Genomic DNA, 20,548 nt, shown 5'->3' with positions numbered 1-20,548 from the left:
GCAGTTCGAACACGCCCACGCCACGTCTCGGCCGTGCTTCATCGGTCCCGCGGCTAGGGTCGTCGGGGTTGTTCAGTATCGGGTCGAAGGACAGCAGGCCGGCGACAGCGAACACCGCCGCGATGAACAGGGCACCGATGACCCTGGGTGTCGTTTGAATCCTATTGTCGTTCAACGAGATGCACGACGCGGAGAGATACGTTGACGCCCGGAGCTGGGTCGGAGCGACCCGCCGTCGAACGGTCGGAACTGCGCCTGGACGCGTCACTCGGTGGCGAACGTCGCCCGAAGCACTTTCGACTCTGCTTTCCGCAGATGTTCGGCCGCCGTGCTGGGCGCACAGCCCATCCGCTCGGCGATGACTGCGTAGTCTCCTTGGCGTGGGATGTCGTAGTACCCGACCTCGAGGGCGACTTTGACGGCTTCGCGCTGGCGTGGGGAGAGCAACGTTCTATCGAGTCCCGGCGTCGCCCCCAGCCCGCCTACCGCGCTCACCGTTACCTCAAATGCCTCGGGTGCCTCCTCGATCGCGGCCTGCACCTCCTCGGTCGGTCCTACCATCGAGAATGTCACCGAGCCGTCGCCGCCGTAGACCAGCGGCGGCACGACGAGCAGGCTCCCGCGCGTGAACGTGCCGAAAAGGCGCCGCGACAGCGCGTTCAACTCGTTCCGGAGAAACGCGTAGAAGCCCTCCTCGTCCGCCGATACCATCTCGAAGTCCACCACTTCGGGAACCGTCTGAACCTCCTCCCGGAACGCGTCGGCGTCGCCCTCAGCGTAGACCATCAGACCGAGTCGGTCACCCGAGACGTTCCAGTGGAGGCCGACCACGCGGTCAAGGTAGGGGGCGGCCGAGAGCACCCGGTACATGGTAGGGAGGTCGCCCTCGCCGTCGACCGGCGTAACGGTCAACCGGACGTGTCGCATCGAGAGAAGCTACGTTCTCCTCGGCTTAAACCCCCCATAGGATTCCGGCAGTGACGCTTCGACGCTGAAGCGCCTACCTGGAACTACCATGCAAATATTCATTGCGGGAGCGACGGGCGTCATCGGACGCCGGCTGGTCGAACGTCTCACCGACGTGGGACACGACGTAACCGGACTCGTCCGGGACGACGACGGAGCGGCACTCGTCGAGGCTCGGGGCGGAACTGCTCGTTACGGCGACGTGCTCGAACCCGAGTCGCTCACTACCGCGATGGCGGGCGCTCAAGCAGTCGTGGCCGCCCAAACCGCGCTCCCGGTGAAGGACAAGCCGACCGACGAGGACTGGGCCCGCAACGATCGTGTCCGGGTCGAGGGGACCCGGAACCTGCTGGCGGCCGCCGACGAGAGCGTCCAGCGGTTCTACTTCCCGAGTATCGTTTGGATCGCTCGCCTGCCTGACGGGTCGCCGTTCGACGAGGGCGCCGACCGTCACCCGGACCGGGCCACGCAGTCCGCAGCCGACGTCGAAGACCTCCTCACGCAAGCCGCCTCGGAACGCGACTTCGACGTTACCATCCTGCGACTGGGCTTTCTCTACGCCCCGGACGCGGGCCACACTCACCAAATGGGTGAACAGCTCCTCGCCGGGGACTTGCCGATCGTCGGTGGTGGCCCATTGGGTCGTCGGGACGCGGCGCTTTCGCTGCTCCATGCCGACGATGCGGCGTCGGCGTTCGTCGCCGCGATGGACGCCGAGGTGACCGGACTCTACCACGTCGTTGACGACGAGCCGGTGACGGTGGCCGACTTCTTCGACGCGTTCGCGACCGAACTGGACGCACCGTCGCCCCGCCGGGTCCCCGGGTGGCTTGCCCGGTACTTCGTCGGCCGTGAACAGGTGAACGTGCTCACGAAGTCGTTCCCCACCGACGCCGACCGCTTCCGCCGGGCGGTCGGCTGGGAGCCGTCCTTCCCTACCTACCGGGAGGGGCTCGAACAGGTCGTCGGGACGTGGGCGACTGACGGCACGATCCGGGAATCGTCGACCGGGTACGAATGGGGCGGGGCGGGGACCGCCGAATCGCTCTCGGCCGTGATGGCCGGACCCTAACCGGCGGTCGAATCAATCACGGGGAGACGGATCGATGACTGAAGATCGCCCGGGTCGTTCGCGATGGCCAGACCAGTGCTGCCTTGACACGGTTATAGCCATCGTCCCCCTGTTCGGGTGCAACGCTGTCAGACCTGTGGCCCGTCCCGATATCGACTGTGGATCGAGAGATTCGAGTTCGGTTTTTATGGTCTGAGTGGGGAAGGCACAGACAACGCGATTCTGAGCACCCGTCTCAGCCTTTTTATCAGTCTCTCACGACTAGCTGATGCCCCGACAGATTCTGGATTCGCCCCGTCAGAGCCGATGGGCTCCCGACGGCGTCCGCCCCTCCTCGCCTCGCTACCGCCAGCGGTACAGCAGTCGGTAGTCCTCCTCGGGCGCGTACCGCCGGAACAGCAGGCTGTTCGCCAGCACCGACACCGAGGAGAACGCCATCGCCCCGGCGGCGAGCACGGGCTGGAGCAGTCCGAGGGAGGCGAGCGGGATCATCGCCGTGTTGTAACCCAGCGCCCACACGAGGTTCTGTTTGATCTTCGCGAGCGTCGCCTCCGAGATCCGAACGGCCTTCACCACGTCCAGCGGGTCGTCACGCATCAGCGTCACGTCGGCGGCCTCGATGGCGACGTCGGTCCCGCTACCGATGGCGGTCCCGACGTACGCGACGGCGAGCGCGGGGGCGTCGTTGACGCCGTCGCCGACCATCATCACCTTCCGACCCTCCGACTGGACGGCCTCGACCGCGTCGGACTTGTCCTCGGGGAGGACCTCCGCACGGACGTTCGCGGGGTCGATGCCGACCTGCTCGGCGACCGCACGGGCGGTGCGCTCGTTGTCGCCGGTGATCATCATCACGTCGACGCCGCGTTCCTGCAAGGCGCGCACCGCGTCGGCCGCGCTCTCTTTGACCGTGTCGGCGTCGGCGACGACGCCCAGGAGCTCACCGTCGGCCGCGACCAGCATCGCCGTCTTGCCCTCGCGTTCGAGCCGTTCCATCGTCCCCTCCGCCGGGGACGGGTCGACGCCGTTGTCGCGCAGGAGTTTGCGGTTGCCCACGAGCACCTCGCTCCCGTCGACGGTGGCGCGGACGCCGTGTCCGGGGACGTTCTCGAAGCTCTCGGGCTCGGGGACGTCGATACCGCGGTCTCGCGCCCCGTCGACGATGGCCCGCGCGAGCGGGTGTTCGCTTCCGCGTTCGGCGGCGGCGGCGAGGCGGAGCACCTCCCCCTCGGTGCGCCGCTCGGGGTCGTCAGCTGTCCTCCGTCCGCCGCCGCCTCACCGCCGGCGACCGGCGTGCCGTCCTCGAACGCCACGACGTCGGTCAGTTCCATCTCGCCTCTGGTGAGCGTCCCCGTCTTGTCGAAGACGACCGTGTCGACGTCCTTCGCGCGTTCGAGGACGTCGCCACCCTTGAACAGGACGCCGTGCTGTGCGCCGATAGTCGTGCCGACCATCGTCGCCGCCGGCGTTGCCAACCCGAGCGCACAGGGGCAGGCGATGAGGACGGCGCTCGCGAAGACGACGACGCTGAACTCGAACACCGACACCGTGCCCCCGGCGACGGCCGGACCGCCGGCGACGAGCCCCCACAGCGGGAGCCATTCGACGACCCCCGCGAGCGTTCCGGGGAAGAGGAACCAGACGACGGCCCAGAGGAGGGCGTTCGCGATGACCGCGGGAACGAAGTACGCCGAGATGCGGTCGGCGAGGTTCTGGATGTCGGGCTGGCGCGACTGGGCCTCCTTCACCGTCTGGACGATCTGCTGGAGCGCCGTGTCCTTGCCCACCTTGGTCGCCTCGACGACGAGGACGCCGTTCTCGTTGATGGTCGACCCGACCACCTCGTCGCCCTCGCCCTTCTCGACGGGGACCGACTCGCCGGTGACCATCGACTCGTCGACCGCCGACTGGCCCTCCACGACGACGCCGTCCGTCGGGACCTGTTCGCCGGGCCGCACCTTCATGCGGTCGCCGACCTGGACGTCTTCGAGCGGGACCTCCTCCTCGTTTCCGTCCTCGTCGACGAGGGTGGCCGTCTCGGCCTCCATCTCCAGGAGCTTCCGAAGTGCCTCGCCGGCCTGGCTCTTCGAGCGGGCTTCGAGGTAGTTCCCGAGCGTGATGAACACGAGGATGAGCGCCGCGGTGTCGAAGTAGATCCCGCCGGCGATCAGTCCGCTCAGGACGGCCACCGAGTAGACGTACGCCGTCGTCGACCCCAGCGCGATGAGGACGTCCATGTTGGCGCGGCCGTTCTTCACGAGCGCCTTGTACGAGTTCTTGTAAAACGGCCAGCCGAGCACCAACTGCACGGGCGTGGCGAGGAGGAACTCGACCCATCCGAACGCGACTCCGAAGACGCGGTCGGGGAGGACGCCTCCACCCAGGAGGAGCTTCTCGACGAGGAAGAAGAGCAAGGGGAGAGAGAGCGCCGCGCCGAACAGCGTCAGCCGGCGCTGTCGACGGAGTTCGGACGCCCGCGCCGCGTCTCTCGCGCTCGTCCCCGACTCGCCGTCCCCGCTCGTCCCGTCCTCGCGGACCGGCGTGTACCCCGCGTCCTCGATGGCGTCGTAGACGTCGCCGGGGCTCACTTCCCCAGAGTTGTACGTGACCTGCGCCTCGTCGGTCGCGTAGTTGACGTCGGCGCGAACCACTCCCGGAAGGCGTTCGAGCGCCTCCTGGACGGTCTCGGCGCAGTTCGCACACGACATGTCCGTGATGCCGACGGTCACCGACGCCGTGACCGGGCGGTAGCCGGCGTCCTCGATGGCCTCGAAGATCCGGCCGAGCGACACCCCCTCGGGGTCGTACGCGACGGTGCCCTCGTCGGTCGCGTAGTTGACGTTCACCTCCGTCACTCCGTCGAGGGAGCCGACGGCGTCGGCGATGCTCTGCGAACAGTTCGCACAGCTCATCCCCCGGATATCGATCTGACTGCGACGCTGGCTCATTACACTCTAGTACGGGTTCCCTATTCAACGTGGTTTCTCTTTCTGACGTTCGGTAATGTGCCCGTGATTTCTTGGAATCGAAAGTGGAGGTGGGAATCCGGTTCGGTTCCATCCGCCGCACCGTGGCTCCCGCCGCTCGTTCCCGCGAACGGAGCGAGTCGTCACAGCCACCGAGTGCCGAGACGGCAGCGATCCGTGGTTCCGACGGGGCCGTCCGGGTCGAGCCGAACTCTCGAAAGGGACCTCGGCACGAGAACGGACCACGTACTGGTCGGTCTGTCGACGACCAGCGCCGTCGGGAGGACGGGCTGTGACCGCTGTGAGCGGACCGCCGAGGAGGCACACCGGGAGGTCGATGGGGTGACCGACGCGCCCGCCGACCGCTCCCCGAACGCGCGATATTGACCCGAACGGTCGGTTTATATATCATCCAGCGTCCTACGGAGAGACAGACCGCGTGACGCGCCCGTGCGGGTCGGTGCCGTCGCGCCTCCACCTCATGTGTCGAGAACTGAACCGCGAACCGGCCTGGGTCGCCGCCATTAGACTCGCGTATCTCCGCGGCTGGGTCGACGTCGACAGCGTCGTCGAGGAGGCCAACCTCATTTCCGGGCGCGAACGGACCGTCGCCGACGTACTCACGACGATGTGTGACCGGGGCCTCCTCCGTGAGGGGCCGCGGTTCGACGAGACCGGCCGGTATCTCGTCGGCCCCAGCCTCCAGCAGCGGGCACCGTCGCCCGCGGCGGTCAAACGGCTCTCCAGACACGGCCTCCACCAGTGGGTGCGGCCGGCGGACGACTAGCGTCGGTCGAGGTCCGCCGGCGTGTCCACGTCGTGTCGGACGCCTTCGTCCCCGGTTTCGACGAGCGCCGAGCGCTCGCCCTCCCGGAGGATTCGACGGCCGCCCCTGTCCCCCGACACGTCGGTCAGCGCGTCGACGTGGCGGCGGTCGAAGAGGACCGGATTCCCCCGCTTTCCCTCGAAGGCGGCCGCGAGCGCCGTCCACTCCCCCGTTCGAAAGACGTCGACGAGCGCCCGCACGCTCTCGGGGGCGACCGCGGGCATGTCGCCGAGCGCGAAGACGACGGCGTCGACCCGCTCGCCTTCGCGGTCGTCTGTGAGCGCCTCGACCCCGCGTCGAACCGACGTCGCCTGTCCCTCCTCGTAGTCGGGGTTCACGACGACTGTGAAGCCGAGGCCGTCGAGCGCGGCGGCGACCCGGTCCCCGTCGTGGCCGACGACGGCAACGAGTGGGTCGAGGCCGGCGTCGACGAGCGTCCGAGCGGCGTGACGGACGAGCGGGTCCCCGTCGAGGGAAGCGAGTAGCTTGTTCGCCGCGCCGAACCGCGAACTCGTCCCCGCGGCGAGGAGGACGCCGGCCACGCGCGGGGCGGGGTCGTCTCCCGTTGGCTCCGTCGCTTCAGTCGTCTTCGTCGCGTCCGCGCCCGTCGGCGGGTGGACGACCGGCAGTCCCTCCCCTCTCGGGTCGCCGTCGGTGCCTCGCGCGTCAGCGTCTCCCCGACGCTCGTCGTCCCGCCCGGTCATCGCTCGACGACGTCGTACGGCACGACGTCGACCGCGGTTCCGGCTCTCAGGCCCGTGTCGGTGACGACGAACCCGTCCGCGCGGGTCGCGCGCGTGCTGGAGGACAGCACGCTCGGGTCGAACGTCTCGTCGTAGACGGTCAGCGGGGAGTCGACGTGCCCGAGCGGGAGCGCCTCTCTCCCATCCCCCGACAGCGTCACCGGGACGACGTAGTCGAACCCCTCGGCGCCGATGTCGAACCCTCTCGTGAGCGTGGCCGTCACCGTCGGCCGTTCGGTGTCGCCGACGAAGAACGGCCGCGCGACGAGCGTCGTGACGGCGTGCGCGCCGACGGGTTTGCCGGGGATGGCGAAGGCGACGGCATCGAACTCGGGGAGGTCGGCGACGGCGATCGGTTTGCCCGGGCGGATGCGGACGCGGTGAAAGAGCACCTCGCCGAGGTCCGCGAGCGTCCGGACGGCGTAGTCCTTCCGGCCGACGCTCGTCCCCCGGTGGTGACGACGACGTCGTACTCGGCGGCGAGTTCCCGCACGCGCTCGCGGACCGTGTCGTAGTCGTCGGGGACCGACCCCTCGTAGGTCGCCTCGTGTCCCCACGCGTCGACGAGGGCGGCGAGCATCGGCGAGTCGAGGTCGGTGTGTCGCCCCTCGTGTATCTCCGTCCCCGTGGCGAGCAACGCCACCGAGAACCGCTCGTGGACCTCGACGGACTCGTGCCCGAGGTCACGGAGCAAGATGGCGTCCTTCGGCGAGAGGCGCTCCCCCGCGGTGAAGAGCGTCTCGCCCGCCGAGACGTTGCTCCCGCGGCGGTAGACGTACGTCCACGGCGCGAGGGTCGGCCCGTCGAGGTGCTCCTCGCCCTCTCCCGTGACCGTCGCCTCCTCGCGCTTGAGGACCGCGTTCGCGCCCGCCGGGAGCGGTGCGCCCGTGGCGATGCGGACCGCCTCTCCATCCCCGAGTTCCGGGGGGTCGTCCTCGGGGAACACCGAGACGTCGCGGAGGCGGAGCGGGTAGTCGTCCGTCGCGTCGAACGCGAAGCCGTCCATCGTCGCGTGCGAGTGCGGCGGCTGGTCGGCCTCGGCGACGACGTCGGCCGCGAGCGTGCGGCCGCCGATGTCGGAGAGCGGGACGGCCTCCGTCGCGCGGGTTTCGAGGACGGACTGCCGGAGCGCGTGGACGCGCCGCGTCGCCTCGGGGATGGACAGCATCGCGTCGTACGGCGGCGACTCGTCGGCGTCGGGGGTGTCCTGTGTCACGCTCCGCGGGTTGGCGAGGGTGGTTGTTAAATCCTCTCACACACCTGCGAGAGCAGGCGAGTCACTCGTGAGGAACGTCGAGCGCAGCGGCGACCGCCGCCAGCGCCGCCCGCAGGTCGTCGTCGTCCACGTCGGTCTCGCGGATGGCGTAGTGGACGAGCATCACCATCTCGCCGTCCGGCGCGGACGCGCCCCGGTGGTCGGTGCGCTCGACCGGGAACGGTCCCCGTTCGAGCGCCGCTCTGACCCGCTCCTCGTCCGCTTCCGGGATCCGAAGCTGGACGCCGAGTCTGCGCGCCGGCGGTGCCCACACGATGCCGCTGCGGTTGAACGCGGTCACGAGGCTGTCGTCGCCGAGTCGCGCCGCCGTCGACGGGTGGAAGAAGTCGACGACGCACTGCCCTCCCGTCTGTGTCCGTCGGGGGCGAACGAGGGAGTCGTCGACCAGTTCGTCGACCAGTTCGAAGAATGGCGCACAGTCCATGGCCGCTCCCTACGCGTAGTGGGGCATAATACCAGGTGGCGACGGCGCTCACGGCCGAGACGACCGCCGACCACGGCAACGTTGATTACGCCCCGCATCTATGCACGCCCTAGGTGAACCCTATGGGAATGCTCGCGGACACCAAGATATCGGAGAAGAACCTCACAACCATCCCCAAGCCCGTTCGGAACTTCCTCGACGTCGGCGAGGGCGACCGGGTCGAGTGGCACGTCGAGGACGGCCACGTCATCGTCCGCAAGGTCGTCCCGTCGGCGGACGACTGACCCCCGACGGGAGTCGGCGACGACCCGCCCGGCCTTCCGCGTTCCCCGCGTTCACCGCCCGCGCTCTCCCTCATCTGGTTTTCCGCTGATACGAATCGTCCGGTCCTTCAGTAACGTTTATGCGAGTGGATGAGAGTCACAAGCACGAGTCTTAGCACTCGCATAGGGGCTAGTACAAAAATGGAGTTCAGTGGTGAATTCGAATTAGACGGAGTATCGCCAGAGGACGCGTGGATCGTTCTCTCGGATCCAATCGCCGTACGCGACGCCCTCAAGGGGTGTCGCTACATCACGAGGATCGACGGAGAAGACTTCAATTTCGACGAATACGAACCCGAGGAGGACATCGAGACGCTGCCGGACGCGGACCCCGAAGTGGTCGCGGAGCGGGCGTTCGTCGAGGGCGGCGTCTACGCCGCGCTGATGCAGGTCGGCGTCGGGAGCGTCAAGCCGCGGTTCGAGACGCGCGTCACGATCAAGGAACGGGAGTTCCCGCACATGGTTGCGACCGGGGGCGGCGACGCCTCGAACAGCAGCTTCGAGATGGAGTCGTGGATGGACATCGAGGAGACCGAGACGGGGTCGACCGTCAAGTGGGGGACACAGGCGGACGTCTCCGGCCGCATCGCACAGCTGGGCGGACGCGTGATGAACCCCGTGGCGGACAAGATAGTCTCGAACTTCTTCAAGAACATCCAGAAGCAGATGACCGGGTTCGAGGAGTCCGAGAAGTCGAGCGGCATTCGCGACCGACTCAGTGGACTCCTCTGACCCAGCCGTATCATGAAAGCAGCCCAATTCGAACACCACGAACCGACGACGGTCGACGAGGCCGTGAGCCTCCTCGACAGCCTCGACGAACCGGCCATCCTCGCGGGGGGGCAGAGCCTCATCCCGATGATGCGCTTTCGGCTCGCGCGCCCCGAGACCGTCATCGACCTGAACCGCGTCGAGGAACTCGACTTCCTCGAAGAAGCCGAGGGGAGCCTCCGCATCGGCGCGCTCTGCCGGCACGTCGACGTCGAGGAGTCCGACCTCATCGCCGAGAAGTACGGGAGCTTCTTCGACGCCGCGCCGCTGGTCGCGGACCCGCAGATCCGAAACAGGGGAACGGTCGTCGGCAGCGTCGCACAGTCCGACCCGAAGGGCGACTGGGGGACCGTCCTCCTGGCGCACGACGGCGAAGTCGTCGCCAACGGCCCCGACGGCGAGCGGACCATCCCCGCCGAGGAGTTCTTCCTCCTCCCGTACGACAACATGCTGGACGAGACGGAGCTCATCACGGAGCTTCGCGTCCCCGTCCCCGCCGAAGGCGAGGGGAGCGCCTACCACAAGCTGAAGCGCAAGGTCGGCGACTACGCGATGGTCGGGGTCGCCGCCCGCGTCGTGCTCGAAGACGGCGTCATCGTCGACGCCGGCGTCGCCCTCACGGCCGTCGACATCACGAACATCGCCGTCCCGGAGGCCGAGGAGAGACTCGTCGACGAGGAGCCCTCGGGCGAGTTGTTCAAGCGGGCGGGCGAGGCCGCGGCCGAGACCGCCCATCCGGAGTCGGACGAACACGGCAGCGCCGACTACAAGGAGAACATGACGCGCGTCCTGACCCAGCGAGCGCTCGCTTCGGCCGTGGAGCGTGCCAGATAAATGAGCCAGAAAGACATCACCATCACCGTCAACGGCACCGAGCGGGAACTGAGCGTCGAACCCCGTCGACTGCTGGTCCACGCCATCCGCGAGGACCTCGACCTCACCGGCACGCACATCGGCTGTGACACGGGCAACTGCGGCGCCTGCACCGTCTACAAGGACGGCGAGGCGGTCAAGTCGTGTCTCATGTTCGCCGTTCAGGCCGACGAGAGCGACGTGACCACCGTCGAGGGGATGGCGGACCTCCCCGAGGCGGGTATGGGCCGCTCGGACGACCTCCACCCCATCCAGGAGGGCTTCCGCCACATGCACGGCCTGCAGTGCGGCTACTGCACGCCCGGGATGATCATGGCGGGCAAGGCGCTCCTCGACAAGAACTCGGACCCGACCGAGGCGGAGATCAGAGAGAACATCAGCGGCAACCTCTGTCGCTGCACCGGCTACCAGAACATCGTCAAGTCCATCCAGTACGCCGCGGACGTGTACAACGACCGCGAACCCCCCGAGTCGCCGGTCGAGAACCCCCAAGAGCAGGAGGCCGCCGCCGACGGCGGGTTCGAATGTGGGTCGGGCTGCGGCTGTGACGTCGACTTCGGGGAGGAAGACCGATGAGCAGCGAGACCGAGAAACCCGACGCGAAGTACCGACACGACGAGGACGGTGGTCCCGACCCCGAGGCCCACCACGGACACGGTCGCGGCGGGATGGGCCAAGAGGTCAAGCGCAAGGAGGACCGCCGCTTCATCACGGGTCGCGGCAACTACGTCGACGACATCAAGAAGGACGGGATGCTCCACTGCCACGTCGTCCGGAGTCCTCACGCCCACGCGTACGTGAAGTCCATCAACAAGGAGCGGGCGCTCAACGTCGACGGCGTCGTCGCCGTCCTCACCGCGGAGGACCTCGCCGAGTACGACCTGGCGACGATGCCGACGCTGATGGACGACACCCAGGACGTCCTGGTCCAGGACAAGGTGAAGTTCCAGTCCCAGGAGGTCGCCGCCGTCATCGCCACCGACCGCTACATCGCGAAGGACGGCGCCGACAAGGTCGAGGTCAAGTACGAGACGCTGGATGCGGTGGTCGACGCGCGGAAGGCGCTCGAACCCGACGCGCCGCTGGTCCGAGACGACATCGAGGACAACGACTCGAACCACATCTTCACCTGGGAGACCGGCGACAAGGAGGCGACCGAGAAGGCGTTCGAGGACGCCGACGTCACCGTCGAACAGGACATGTACTACCAGCGCATCCACCCCGCGCCCATCGAGACCTGTGGGTGTGTGGCCGACTGGGACACCGCCAACGAGAAGATGACGGTCCACCTCACCTCGCAGGCGCCCCACGCGCACCGAACCCTGTTCTCGATGGTGTCGGGCATCCCCGAACACAAGGTGCGCATCGTCAGCCCCGACGTCGGCGGCGGCTTCGGGAACAAGGTGCCCATCTATCCGGGGTACGTCATCGCCGCCGCGGCGTCGTACGTCATCGGCCAGCCCGTGAAGTGGGTCGAGGAGCGCTCGGAGAACATTCAGACGACGCACTTCGCCCGCGACTACGAGATGACCGGCCGGGTCGCCGCCACGAAGGACGGAATCATCCAGGGCATCGACGTGGACGTGCTCGCCGACCACGGCGCGTACAACGCCGCGGCCCAGCCGTCGAAGTTCCCGGCGGGCTTCTTCAAGATATTCACCGGGTCGTACGACGTCCCGGCGGCGTACTGTAAGCTCGACGCGGCCTACACCAACACCGCCCCGGGCGGCATCGCCTACCGGTGTTCGTTCAGGGTGACAGAAGCGGTCTACCTCATCGAGCGCATGGTCAAAGTCCTGTCGCAGGAACTGGACATGGACCCCGCCGAGATTCGGCGGAAGAACTTCATCCCGAAGGAGGCGTTCCCGTACGAGTCGGCGACGGGATGGACCTACGACTCCGGCGACTACGAGCGCGCGCTCGACAAGGCGCTCGACGCCGTCGACTACGACGGCCTCCGCGAGGAGCAACAGCGCCGTCTCGACGCCGATGACGACAAACTGCTGGGAATCGGCTTCTCGACGTTCACCGAAATCGTCGGCGCGGGCCCCGGCAAGCAGTGCGACATCGCCGGCGTCGAGATGTTCGACTCCGCCGAGATTCGCGTCCACCCGACGGGGAACGCCACCGTCCGAATCGGCGTCCAGACGCAGGGTCAGGGCCACGAGACGACGTTCGCCCAGATCGTCGCCGAAGAACTGGGCCTCGACGTCGAGGACATCACGGTCGAACACGGCGACACCGACACCGACCCCTACGGGTTAGGAACGTACGCCTCCCGGTCGACGCCGGTCGGCGGTGCCGCGACTGCGGTCGCCGCCCGGAAGGTCCGCGAGAAGGCCAAGAGCATCGCCGCCAACGAACTTGAGGTCGCAGAAGAGGACATCGTCTGGGACCGCTCCTCGGGCGCGTTCCAGGTCAAGGGCGCACCCGACCGCGGGGTGACGATGAAGGAGGTCGCGTTTGCCTCCTACACCAACTCGCCGGCGAACGAGGAGCCCGGATTAGAGGCAGTGGACTACTACGACCCGCCGAACATGACGTTCCCGTTCGGGGCGTACGTCTGCGTCGTCGAGGTCGACCGCGAGACGGGCGAGGTGGACATCCGGAAGTTCTACGCGCTCGACGACTGCGGGAACCGGATCAACCCGATGGTCATCGAGGGACAGGTCCACGGCGGCCTCGCGCAGGGCATCGCCACCGCGATGCTCGAAGAGGTCACGTTCGACGACAACGGCAACGTGACGGCAGGAGACTTCATGAACTACCTCCTGCCGACGGCGATGGAGATTCCCCACATGGACACCGACTACACGGTGACGCCGTCGCCGCACCACCCCATCGGCGCGAAGGGCGTCGGCGAGTCCCCCACGGTGGGGTCGCCGCCGGCCATCGTCAACGCCGTCGTCGACGCGATGGCCCACGCCGGCGTGCGCCACATCGACATGCCCATGACCCCGGACCGCGTCTGGTCCGTCCTGAACGAGGCAGGGCTGACGCTCGACCCGGCCGAACGCTTCGAGTTCGACGCCGGCGAGACGCCCGCCGACGACTGAACCCGTCGCCGACGGGACCACGCCGGGGGTTTCGACCCCCGTCCCGTCGACACCTGCCGTTCGCCACACACGATCACACCGACCACGACACCACGCACGCGGCCCGCGAACCGCATCGTACCCGCGCTGACGGTGCTGACGCGCCGTCGGCGGGGGACGCGACCGCTCGCCGCTCGTTTCACCGCGTTACCGGCTCACCGGTTCACGACACGACTCCCAGACACCACCGCTCAGATGACAGACGATACCGACGCCGAGACCCAGACGAACGAGGGAGAACGTTCGCGAGACGCCGCCGCCTCCCCGGAGACCGTCGACCGAGTCGCCCGAGAGTTCACGAAAGAGGGTCGCCCGTTCGCACGGGTGACCGTCGTCCGCCGGGAGGCGCCCGTGTCGGCGCACGTGGGCGACCGAGCCATCATCACGCCCGACGGCGAGTTACTCGGCTGGATCGGCGGTGTCGCCTGCGCTCAGTCGGTCGCCATCCGCGAGGCGCAGGCGGCGCTCCGAGACGGGACGCCGAAACTCGTCGGCATCGCGCCCGACCCCGATTCGGTGGCTCGCCCCGGCCTGGAGGCGTTTCCGATGACGTGTCACAGCCAGGGCACCCTGGAACTGTTCATCGAACCGGTGACGACGGCGGCGCGCCTCGTCGTCGTCGGCGACTCGCCCATCGGGCGCGCCGTGGTCCGCCTCGCGAGCGAACTCTCGTTCGAGGTGACCGCCGTCGTTCCGCGGGGGAGCGAGGTGCAGGGAGCCGACGAGGTGAAGACCGCGACCGACGACGTCGACGCGCTCGCGGCTGAACTCCGGGGTGCCACGTGGGTCGTCGCCGCGTCGATGGGCGCGACCGACGACGTCACCGTCGCCGCGGCGCTCGACGCGGGGGTCCCGTACATCGGCCTCGTCTCCAGCCGACGCCGCGCGGACGAACTCTGCGAGCGCGTCGCCGACCGAACCGGCCGCTCGCCCGACGACGTTCGGGAGGCGGTCACCTCGCCCGCCGGCCTCGACATCGGAGCGAAGAGCCCCGAAGAGGTCGGCGTGAGCGTGCTCGCGGAACTCGTCGCGGTGCGGCGTACCCACGAGACGGGGGGTGTGTTCGCCGAGTCCGTGTCCGACACTGACAAGCCGGTCGAGGACGAGGGCGGGAGCGAGATGGAGACGGAAGAATCGGAACCGGAGGTCGTCACCGACCCGGTCTGCGGGATGGACGTCGTCGTCGGCGAGGCGGCGGTGACCGCTACCCACGAGGGGACGACCTACCACTTCTGCGGCGTCGGCTGTCAGGAGACGTTCGTCGACGACCCCCCGCGGTTCCTGGAGCGTGTCGAGTCGTGACCGTGGTCGACTCCGTCTCCGAGGAGGAACTCCGCGAGCGGTTCGAGGGAGCCGACTACGTCGCCGACGATACGCTCGTCACCACGGTGTACCTCGCGCTTCGGTTGGGTAAGCCGCTGCTCATCGAGGGCGAACCCGGGTCGGGAAAGACCGAACTCGGGAAGGTGCTGGCCGAGAGCTTCGAGACGGAACTCATTCGGCTGCAGTGTTACGAGGGGCTCGCCGCGGAGAACACCCTCTACGAGTGGAACTACACCAAACAGCTTCTCGCCGTGCAGTCGGGCGACACCGTCGAGGACGGCGTCTTCTCCGAGGAGTACCTCTTCGAGCGACCGCTCCTGCGCGCGCTCACCCACGAGGGCGACACCCCGCCCGTCCTGCTCATCGACGAGGTCGACCGCGCCGACGAGGAGTTCGAGGCGTTCCTCCTCGAAGTGCTCTCGGACTTTCAGGTCACCATCCCGGAGTTCGGGACCGTCGCGGCGGAGACGCCCCCCATCGTCATCATCACCTCGAACCGGACGAGAGGGCTGTCGGACGCGCTCAAGCGGCGGTGTCTGTACCTGCACGTCGAGGCGCCCTCCTACGAGACGGAGCGGGAAATCGTCCGGCGGAAGGTGCCCCAACTCGACGCGACGGTCGCCGCCGAGGTGTGTGCCATCGTCGCGGAACTCCGCGAGAACGCGTTCCTCAAGCGACCGGGCGTCGCCGAGACGCTCGACTGGGCGCGGGCCGTGGCCGAACTCCGCCCGCCCGACGACGACTCCGACATCGACGCCGAGGAGATAGAGCGCACCATCGGCACCCTGTTGAAGGAGGTCGAAGACGTCCAGCGGGTGGACTCGACGCTGCTGGAACGCCTCGAACGGGCGGCGCGTGAGGCGCGCGAGGCGAGCGAACACGGCGAGCAAAGCGAGCGAAGCGCGGATGGCCAGGTCGAACAGGCGACGAGCGACGGCACGGGCGACTCCTGAACCTGAGCGCGTATGGACTCCTTCGACGAGACACCCGACTTCGTCGCCGCCCGCGATCACGTCCTCGGGGAGGTGGTGTCGTTCGCCCGGACCCTCCGTCGGAACGGCCTGTCGGTGCCGGCGAACGCCGCGCTCTCGGCGACGGAGGCGCTGTGTACCGTGGGGCTGCGCGACCGCGAGAGCGTCTACGCGGCGACGCACGCCACACTCGTCACCGACGCCCGCGACACGGAGACGTTCGAGGCGCACTTCCCCGAGTTCTGGTACCGCCTCCGCACCGGATTAGAAGCCACTGCCACGAGCGACGACGTCGGCGACCGATCGGGCAGCGGCGCGTTCTTCGGAGCCGACGACGACGCGGCCGAGGAGTCGGTCGCCGCGAGCGGCGGCGACCCGGCCGGGGACGGGCACGGCGGCGACGACTCAGACGACGCGGTTCGAGAGCGGCGACTCGTCGACCACGACACGGACGCGGGTGACCTCGACGAGGCCGCGGGCGAGCGGAGTCGCGCCTCGACGTACAGCGCCGGCGGCGCGGGGAGCGAGGTCGACGAGGAGGGTCGGAGCCGCGCCATCGACCGGGACGCGGTCCGCCAGTTCGAGCGGGCGCTCTCGACGCTCTCGGGCCGTCGGTGGACCGCGGGCGGTGGCCGGCAGGTCGACGCGCGGCGCGCCCTCCGGTCGAGCGTCAGCACCGGCGGCGCAGTCGTCTCGCTGCCGACCCGTGAGCGAAAACCCACCGCGTTCCGCACGTCCGTCCTCGTCGACGTGAGCCAGTCCGTCCTCGACACGGTCGACCGCGGCTTCCTGCTGCAGTTTCTCGACACGCTCGTCGAGGACGGCCGCGGCGTCCGCGTCTTCTTCTTCGACACGGACATCCGCGAGGTGACCGACGTGTTCACGGCGTCGCGCGGGAACCCCGTGCTCGCGCTCGAACGTGCCCAGGTGGCGTGGGGCGGCGGGACGAAGATCGGTCACGCCATCTCGGAACTTCGCACCCGCTGGCCGGACGCCGTCGACCGCCGGACGGTCACGCTCGTCGTGAGCGACGGACTGGACGTCGGCGACGTTTCGGACCTCGAACGCGGGATGACGTGGCTCTCGGGACGGTCGCGGGCCGTCCTCTGGCTGAACCCGCTCGCCGCCTCGGCGAAGTACGAACCGACCTGCCGGGGGATGGCCGCGTCGCTCCCGTACGTCGACGGCCTCTTCGCGCTCGCGGGGCCCGAGGACCTCTCGGAGGTGGCGCGCCAGATCCGAAGACACGGCCCGCACGGTCCCATCGGCTACGAACACGACTTCCGAGAGCGAGCGGGAGAGACGGGGGTGACCTGAGATGTCCCCACCCGTCGACGCCGACGCCGTCGTCCGGGAGGTGCGCGAGGCGCTGTCGGCACGGGCCGCAGCGGCGACCGACCCCCGAATCACGGTCGGCGACCGCGCACTCTTGGTGTCGTGTCGCCACCCCGACGAGGGGACGCTGGCGGGCGTCGCCCATCGACCCTCTGCACCCGTCGCGGACGAGGACGCGAGGGACGCGACCGTCGAGCAACTGGCCCAAGAGGCGACCGACGCCGCTCCCGGCAGCGTCGCCCGGGCGGTCGGCCTCGCGACGCTCAACGCGCTGTCGGTCGGGGAAGTCGAGTGGTTGGCCGGTGACCCGATGGCGGCGCTCGACACCTCGGTGGAGACGGTCGCCACCGTGGGCCTGTTCCGCCCCGCGTTCAAGAAGTTCGGCGACGTCTCCGTCCGGGTCGTCGAGCGCGACGTCGGGGGAATCGACCCCGAGTCGCTCCCCGAGCGCGTCCCGACGGCGCTCTTCTCCCCCGGCGAGGTCGACGCGGCGTTCGACGGCGCGGACGTCTGTTTCGTCACCGGATCGACGCTCGTCTACGGCGGCATCGACGCGTACCTCGCGGCGGCCGGACGGGCGGCGGTTCCGCTGGTGGTCGTCGTCGGGGCGACCGCCTCGATGCTTCCGGGTCCGCTGTTCGACCGCGGCGTCGACCTCGTCGCCGGCGCGCGGGTCCGCGACGTCGCGAGCGTCCGCGACCACGTCGCCGCGGGCGACTGCGGGACCGACCTCCACGACGCGGGGCTACAGAAGGTGTACTGCGCGGCCGACTCGCCCCTCCCGGGGCTACAGTTACCAGCGGAGCGACCCAATACAGAACCATGACCGACACACACGACACGGACGACACGGCCGGGGACGCCAACTGGAGCGTCCCCGAGACGGAGGTACTGACACAGGCACGCCGACTGTTAGAGAGCGACCGCCGCGGCGTCCTCGCGACGGTCATCCGCGTCGAGGGCAGCGCGTACCGTCGCCCCGGCGCGAAGATGGTCATTCCGGAGGACGGCGTAGGCGTCGGGCACATCACCGCGGGCTGTCTCGAAGACGAGGTGCAGGGACTCGCGAGCGACGTGCTCGAAGCCGGCGAACCGCGCGTCGAGCACTACGACCTCATGCCCGAGGCCGATGACGACGACGTCTGGGGGCTCGGTGTCGGCTGCAACGGCCGAATCGACATCCTGCTCGAACCCCTCGACGAGACGTACCGCCCTGCCGTCGACGCGTTCGCGGAGGGGTACGACGTCGGCGTGTTGACCGTCACCGACGGGGACCACGCGGGTGCCCGAGCGTACTACGACCCGCGTGGGGAGACGTTCGACCTCGGCGAGGGGTTCGACGCGGACCTCGCCGAGCGAGTGCGCGGGGTCGCCGCGGAACTCACCGCTCGGGGAAAGCCGACGCCGTGACCGTCGAACTCGACGGGGAGTCAGTGACGGTGTTCGTCGACGGCCTCACCGCGCCCTCGAAGCTGGTCGTGGTCGGCACCGGCCACGACGTCGGCCCCATCGCCGAACTCGGCGCACAGGCGGACTTCCGCGTCTCCGTCGTCGGCTTCCGCGGCGCCGCCGCGAAGGCCGACCGGTTCCCCGCCGCCAGCGAGGTGGTCTCGACCTCGCCCGCGCGGATGACCGACGAGTTCGACTTCGACGCGAACACCTACGTGGTCGTGGCGACGCACAACTTCGTCGACGACCGACTCGCAATCGAAGCGCTCCTCGATACTCCCGTCCCGTACGTCGGCCTGATGGGCCCCCACGAGCGCTTCGAGGAGATGCTCGACGACTTCGAAGACGAGGGAACGACGTTCACCGACGCCCAACTCGCCCGCCTGTACACCCCGGTCGGCCTCGACCTGGGGGGCGGCTCGCCGTATCAAATCGCCCTCTCCATCGTCTCGGAGGTGCTCGCGGTGAAGAACGGGCGCGAGCCGAGACATCTCCGCACGAGAGAGGGGACCATCCACGACCGCATCGAACTGTCGACCGACGGCTCGGGCTGAGTCGCGAGTCGCGACGCGCTCAGGCGAGGTCGAAGGCCGCGAGGACGTCCGTCCACGAGTCGACGACGGTCGCGCCGTCGCAGGCCGCGTGGTCGCTGTAGGGCTGGCTGAACAGCAGGCCGTCCATCCCGGCGGCGAGGGCGTCGGCGACGTTGCCGTGGTAGTCGTCGATCAGCGCTCTCCCCTGCAGTTCGGCCTTGTTCTCGGGGACCTGTTCGACGAACTCGTCGTAAGGGATGTCGTGGTCACGGAGCCACACGCGGGTGTGGTCGTGCGTCTCGGGCGGACGGTGGGTGGCGATAGCGACGTGGTGGTCCTCGCCGAGACGCGCGAGCGCGTCGGCCGCCCCGGGGAGCGGTTCCATCCCGCCGAAGTACCACGCGGGGTCCCGGCGGAACGCCTCGAAGATGAGGTCGCCGATGTGGTCGTGGTCGTCGTGACCCGGAATCCGGTAGTCCCACGCCGTCACGTCTTCGGGCTGGAGCGAGACGCCGTACTCTTCGCCGAGGTACTGACACGCGCGGGGGAGTTGCCACGCGAGCGTGCCGTCGACGTCGACGAGGATGCGGTCGGTGTCGGGAGCGGGTGTCGAAGCGTCGCGTGCCCTGTTCATCTGCGTCCATGTAGGGTCAGGGCGTACATAGGTCTCTCGTCGTGGGTGAGGGCGCCAGGGAGTGACACGCGTCCTCGCTCTGGCGCTCTCAGGAGCGCGCCGGCACGCGCCACCGCGCCGTCTCCCGCCGCTGCGGTCGGCGCGCGATGAGGGAGCGACCGGCGGGAGCGAGTGAACGCGCGAGGGCCGTGGCCGGGCTCTGTCCCGGCCACACCGGGTGGGGAGGGTCGAGGCTGCGGTCCACCGCGCCCGTGTACCGTGCGGTCCGTTGCTGTTCACTCGCCGGGTCCGCCGCTCTGTCGGGTTCTCGTGGTTCGCGTCTCGGTCGCTGCCGATCCCCTTCCTGCACTCGCGTCTCAGTGCGCCACGGAGGCTTTACGCGCTGAGTTCCTACCCCTACCATGGCTGAAACCAACCACGCCACGTTCGGCGGCGGCTGTTTCTGGTGCGTCGAAGCGGCGCTGAAGGAACTCGACGGCGTCTCGGCCGTGACGTCGGGCTACGCCGGCGGCGACACCGAGAACCCGACGTACAAGGCGGTCTGCTCGGGGAAGACGGGCCACGCCGAAGTCGTCCAGGTCGCGTACGACCCGAGCGTCATCTCCTACGAGGAACTGCTGGAGGTGTTCTTCGCGGTCCACGACCCCACCCAGTTGAACCGACAGGGCCCCGACGTCGGGTCGCAGTACCGCTCTATCGTCCTCTTCCACGACGACGAACAGCGCCGGCTCGCGGAGGCGTACATCGAGGCCCTCGACGAGGAGTACGAGGACAGCGTGGTGACGGAACTCGCATCCCTCGAAACGTTCTACGAGGCCGAGGAGCACCACCAAGACTACTTCGAGAAGAACCCGAACGACGCGTACTGCAACTTCCACGCGAAGCCAAAGATCGAGAAGGTGCGTGAGCGGTTCGCGGCGAAGGTCAAGCAGGCGTAACCCCGACGGCTCGGCCGGTCGTCGGCGTCT

General features: G+C 68.7%; 18 protein-coding genes and 2 pseudogenes. 14 read left to right on the top strand and 6 right to left on the bottom strand.

Annotated elements, in window-relative coordinates; genetic code table 11:
- Positions 1-264 precede the first annotated feature (264 nt).
- Positions 265-927, bottom strand: a complete 663-nt coding sequence (locus C2R22_RS12945) for a helix-turn-helix domain-containing protein (RefSeq protein ID WP_103426123.1) — start codon at positions 925-927, stop codon at positions 265-267.
- 88 nt (positions 928-1,015) lie between these two features.
- Here C2R22_RS12945 and C2R22_RS12940 point away from each other — a divergent pair, with 88 nt between their 5' ends.
- Entirely contained in the window at positions 1,016-2,038 is a 1,023-nt protein-coding gene (locus C2R22_RS12940) for an NAD-dependent epimerase/dehydratase family protein (RefSeq protein WP_103426122.1), read from the top strand.
- Positions 2,039-2,380: 342 nt separating this feature from the next.
- Here C2R22_RS12940 and C2R22_RS12935 read toward each other — a convergent pair.
- Positions 2,381-4,986, bottom strand: a pseudogene (locus C2R22_RS12935) (heavy metal translocating P-type ATPase).
- Positions 4,987-5,443: 457 nt separating this feature from the next.
- Here C2R22_RS12935 and C2R22_RS12925 point away from each other — a divergent pair.
- Positions 5,444-5,791 (top strand): hypothetical protein, encoded by a 348-nt coding sequence (locus C2R22_RS12925; protein WP_103426120.1) that lies wholly within the window; start codon positions 5,444-5,446, stop codon positions 5,789-5,791.
- Here the strand turns inward: C2R22_RS12925 and C2R22_RS12920 are convergent.
- The 3 genes and pseudogenes from C2R22_RS12920 to C2R22_RS12910 form a co-directional block, all read right to left on the bottom strand.
- Complete coding sequence (locus tag C2R22_RS12920; protein ID WP_103426119.1) at positions 5,788-6,534, bottom strand: nucleotidyltransferase family protein; 747 nt, start codon at positions 6,532-6,534, stop codon at positions 5,788-5,790. The two genes, C2R22_RS12925 and C2R22_RS12920, sit on opposite strands and share 4 nt — an antisense overlap.
- A pseudogene (locus tag C2R22_RS12915) lies at positions 6,531-7,741 on the bottom strand (molybdopterin molybdotransferase MoeA). The gene C2R22_RS12920 and the pseudogene C2R22_RS12915 overlap by 4 nt, the downstream one beginning before the upstream one ends.
- Before the next feature lie 109 nt (positions 7,742-7,850).
- The gene (locus C2R22_RS12910) at positions 7,851-8,273 is read right to left on the bottom strand and encodes a hypothetical protein (RefSeq protein WP_103426118.1); all 423 of its coding nucleotides are present in this window, start codon (positions 8,271-8,273) and stop codon (positions 7,851-7,853) included.
- 122 nt (positions 8,274-8,395) lie between these two features.
- Between C2R22_RS12910 and C2R22_RS12905 the strand changes: the two genes are divergently transcribed.
- The 11 genes from C2R22_RS12905 to C2R22_RS25890 all read left to right on the top strand — a co-directional run bounded on the left by C2R22_RS12905 (position 8,396) and on the right by C2R22_RS25890 (position 18,967).
- The gene (locus C2R22_RS12905; protein ID WP_103426117.1) at positions 8,396-8,557 is read left to right on the top strand and encodes an AbrB/MazE/SpoVT family DNA-binding domain-containing protein; all 162 of its coding nucleotides are present in this window, start codon (positions 8,396-8,398) and stop codon (positions 8,555-8,557) included.
- A gap of 180 nt (positions 8,558-8,737) precedes the next feature.
- On the top strand, positions 8,738-9,328 hold the full coding sequence (locus C2R22_RS12900; RefSeq protein ID WP_103426116.1) for a CoxG family protein: 591 nt from the start codon (positions 8,738-8,740) through the stop codon (positions 9,326-9,328).
- Positions 9,329-9,340: 12 nt separating this feature from the next.
- Positions 9,341-10,201 carry an FAD binding domain-containing protein gene (locus C2R22_RS12895; RefSeq protein WP_103426115.1) on the top strand — a complete coding sequence of 287 codons (861 nt, stop codon included), beginning with the start codon at positions 9,341-9,343 and terminating at the stop codon, positions 10,199-10,201.
- Positions 10,202-10,816, top strand: coding sequence for a (2Fe-2S)-binding protein (locus tag C2R22_RS12890; RefSeq protein ID WP_103426114.1), 615 nt, complete (start codon positions 10,202-10,204; stop codon positions 10,814-10,816).
- Entirely contained in the window at positions 10,813-13,296 is a 2,484-nt protein-coding gene (locus C2R22_RS12885; RefSeq protein WP_103426113.1) for an aerobic carbon-monoxide dehydrogenase large subunit, read from the top strand. The genes C2R22_RS12890 and C2R22_RS12885 overlap by 4 nt, the downstream gene beginning before the upstream one ends.
- 234 nt (positions 13,297-13,530) lie before the next feature.
- Positions 13,531-14,637: an XdhC family protein gene (locus C2R22_RS12880; RefSeq protein WP_103426112.1), complete on the top strand. Its 1,107-nt coding sequence runs from the start codon at positions 13,531-13,533 to the stop codon at positions 14,635-14,637.
- A complete protein-coding gene (locus C2R22_RS12875; protein WP_103426111.1) occupies positions 14,634-15,611 on the top strand; it encodes an AAA family ATPase in 978 nt (325 codons plus the stop codon). Before C2R22_RS12880 ends, C2R22_RS12875 begins: the two co-directional genes overlap by 4 nt.
- Positions 15,612-15,623: 12 nt before the next feature.
- Positions 15,624-16,946 (top strand): VWA domain-containing protein, encoded by a 1,323-nt coding sequence (locus C2R22_RS12870; protein WP_103426110.1) that lies wholly within the window; start codon positions 15,624-15,626, stop codon positions 16,944-16,946.
- A gap of 1 nt (position 16,947) precedes the next feature.
- Entirely contained in the window at positions 16,948-17,790 is an 843-nt protein-coding gene (locus C2R22_RS12865; RefSeq protein ID WP_103426109.1) for a Rossmann-like domain-containing protein, read from the top strand.
- Positions 17,787-18,374, top strand: a complete 588-nt coding sequence (locus C2R22_RS25895) for an XdhC family protein (RefSeq protein WP_216824727.1) — start codon at positions 17,787-17,789, stop codon at positions 18,372-18,374. Before C2R22_RS12865 ends, C2R22_RS25895 begins: the two co-directional genes overlap by 4 nt.
- A complete protein-coding gene (locus tag C2R22_RS25890; RefSeq protein WP_216824726.1) occupies positions 18,371-18,967 on the top strand; it encodes an XdhC family protein in 597 nt (198 codons plus the stop codon). Before C2R22_RS25895 ends, C2R22_RS25890 begins: the two co-directional genes overlap by 4 nt.
- A 19-nt stretch (positions 18,968-18,986) precedes the next feature.
- Here C2R22_RS25890 and C2R22_RS12855 read toward each other — a convergent pair whose 3' ends face one another.
- Positions 18,987-19,580, bottom strand: a complete 594-nt coding sequence (locus C2R22_RS12855) for a 5' nucleotidase, NT5C type (RefSeq protein ID WP_103426108.1) — start codon at positions 19,578-19,580, stop codon at positions 18,987-18,989.
- Between the two features lie 401 nt (positions 19,581-19,981).
- Between C2R22_RS12855 and msrA the strand changes: the two genes are divergently transcribed.
- Positions 19,982-20,518: a peptide-methionine (S)-S-oxide reductase MsrA gene (gene msrA / locus C2R22_RS12850; protein WP_103426107.1), complete on the top strand. Its 537-nt coding sequence runs from the start codon at positions 19,982-19,984 to the stop codon at positions 20,516-20,518.
- Positions 20,519-20,548 lie beyond the last annotated feature (30 nt).

The organism is Salinigranum rubrum, assembly GCF_002906575.1.
Classification (GTDB): Archaea; Halobacteriota; Halobacteria; order Halobacteriales; family Haloferacaceae; genus Salinigranum; species Salinigranum rubrum.
Note: the sequence above shows the minus strand (reverse complement) of the source record. Positions and strands in the feature narration are given on the sequence as shown.

Coding starts and splice junctions, on each gene's coding strand:
- C2R22_RS12885 (WP_103426113.1), top strand. CDS start 10,813: ATGAGCAGCGAGACCGAGAAACCCGACGCGAAGTACCGACACGACGAG.
- C2R22_RS12865 (WP_103426109.1), top strand. CDS start 16,948: ATGTCCCCACCCGTCGACGCCGACGCCGTCGTCCGGGAGGTGCGCGAG.
- C2R22_RS25895 (WP_216824727.1), top strand. CDS start 17,787: ATGACCGACACACACGACACGGACGACACGGCCGGGGACGCCAACTGG.
- C2R22_RS12910 (WP_103426118.1), bottom strand. CDS start 8,273: ATGGACTGTGCGCCATTCTTCGAACTGGTCGACGAACTGGTCGACGAC.
- C2R22_RS12905 (WP_103426117.1), top strand. CDS start 8,396: ATGGGAATGCTCGCGGACACCAAGATATCGGAGAAGAACCTCACAACC.
- C2R22_RS12920 (WP_103426119.1), bottom strand. CDS start 6,534: ATGACCGGGCGGGACGACGAGCGTCGGGGAGACGCTGACGCGCGAGGC.
- C2R22_RS12870 (WP_103426110.1), top strand. CDS start 15,624: ATGGACTCCTTCGACGAGACACCCGACTTCGTCGCCGCCCGCGATCAC.
- C2R22_RS12855 (WP_103426108.1), bottom strand. CDS start 19,580: ATGAACAGGGCACGCGACGCTTCGACACCCGCTCCCGACACCGACCGC.
- C2R22_RS12880 (WP_103426112.1), top strand. CDS start 13,531: ATGACAGACGATACCGACGCCGAGACCCAGACGAACGAGGGAGAACGT.
- C2R22_RS12890 (WP_103426114.1), top strand. CDS start 10,202: ATGAGCCAGAAAGACATCACCATCACCGTCAACGGCACCGAGCGGGAA.
- C2R22_RS12895 (WP_103426115.1), top strand. CDS start 9,341: ATGAAAGCAGCCCAATTCGAACACCACGAACCGACGACGGTCGACGAG.
- C2R22_RS12900 (WP_103426116.1), top strand. CDS start 8,738: ATGGAGTTCAGTGGTGAATTCGAATTAGACGGAGTATCGCCAGAGGAC.
- C2R22_RS12945 (WP_103426123.1), bottom strand. CDS start 927: ATGCGACACGTCCGGTTGACCGTTACGCCGGTCGACGGCGAGGGCGAC.
- C2R22_RS12940 (WP_103426122.1), top strand. CDS start 1,016: ATGCAAATATTCATTGCGGGAGCGACGGGCGTCATCGGACGCCGGCTG.
- msrA (WP_103426107.1), top strand. CDS start 19,982: ATGGCTGAAACCAACCACGCCACGTTCGGCGGCGGCTGTTTCTGGTGC.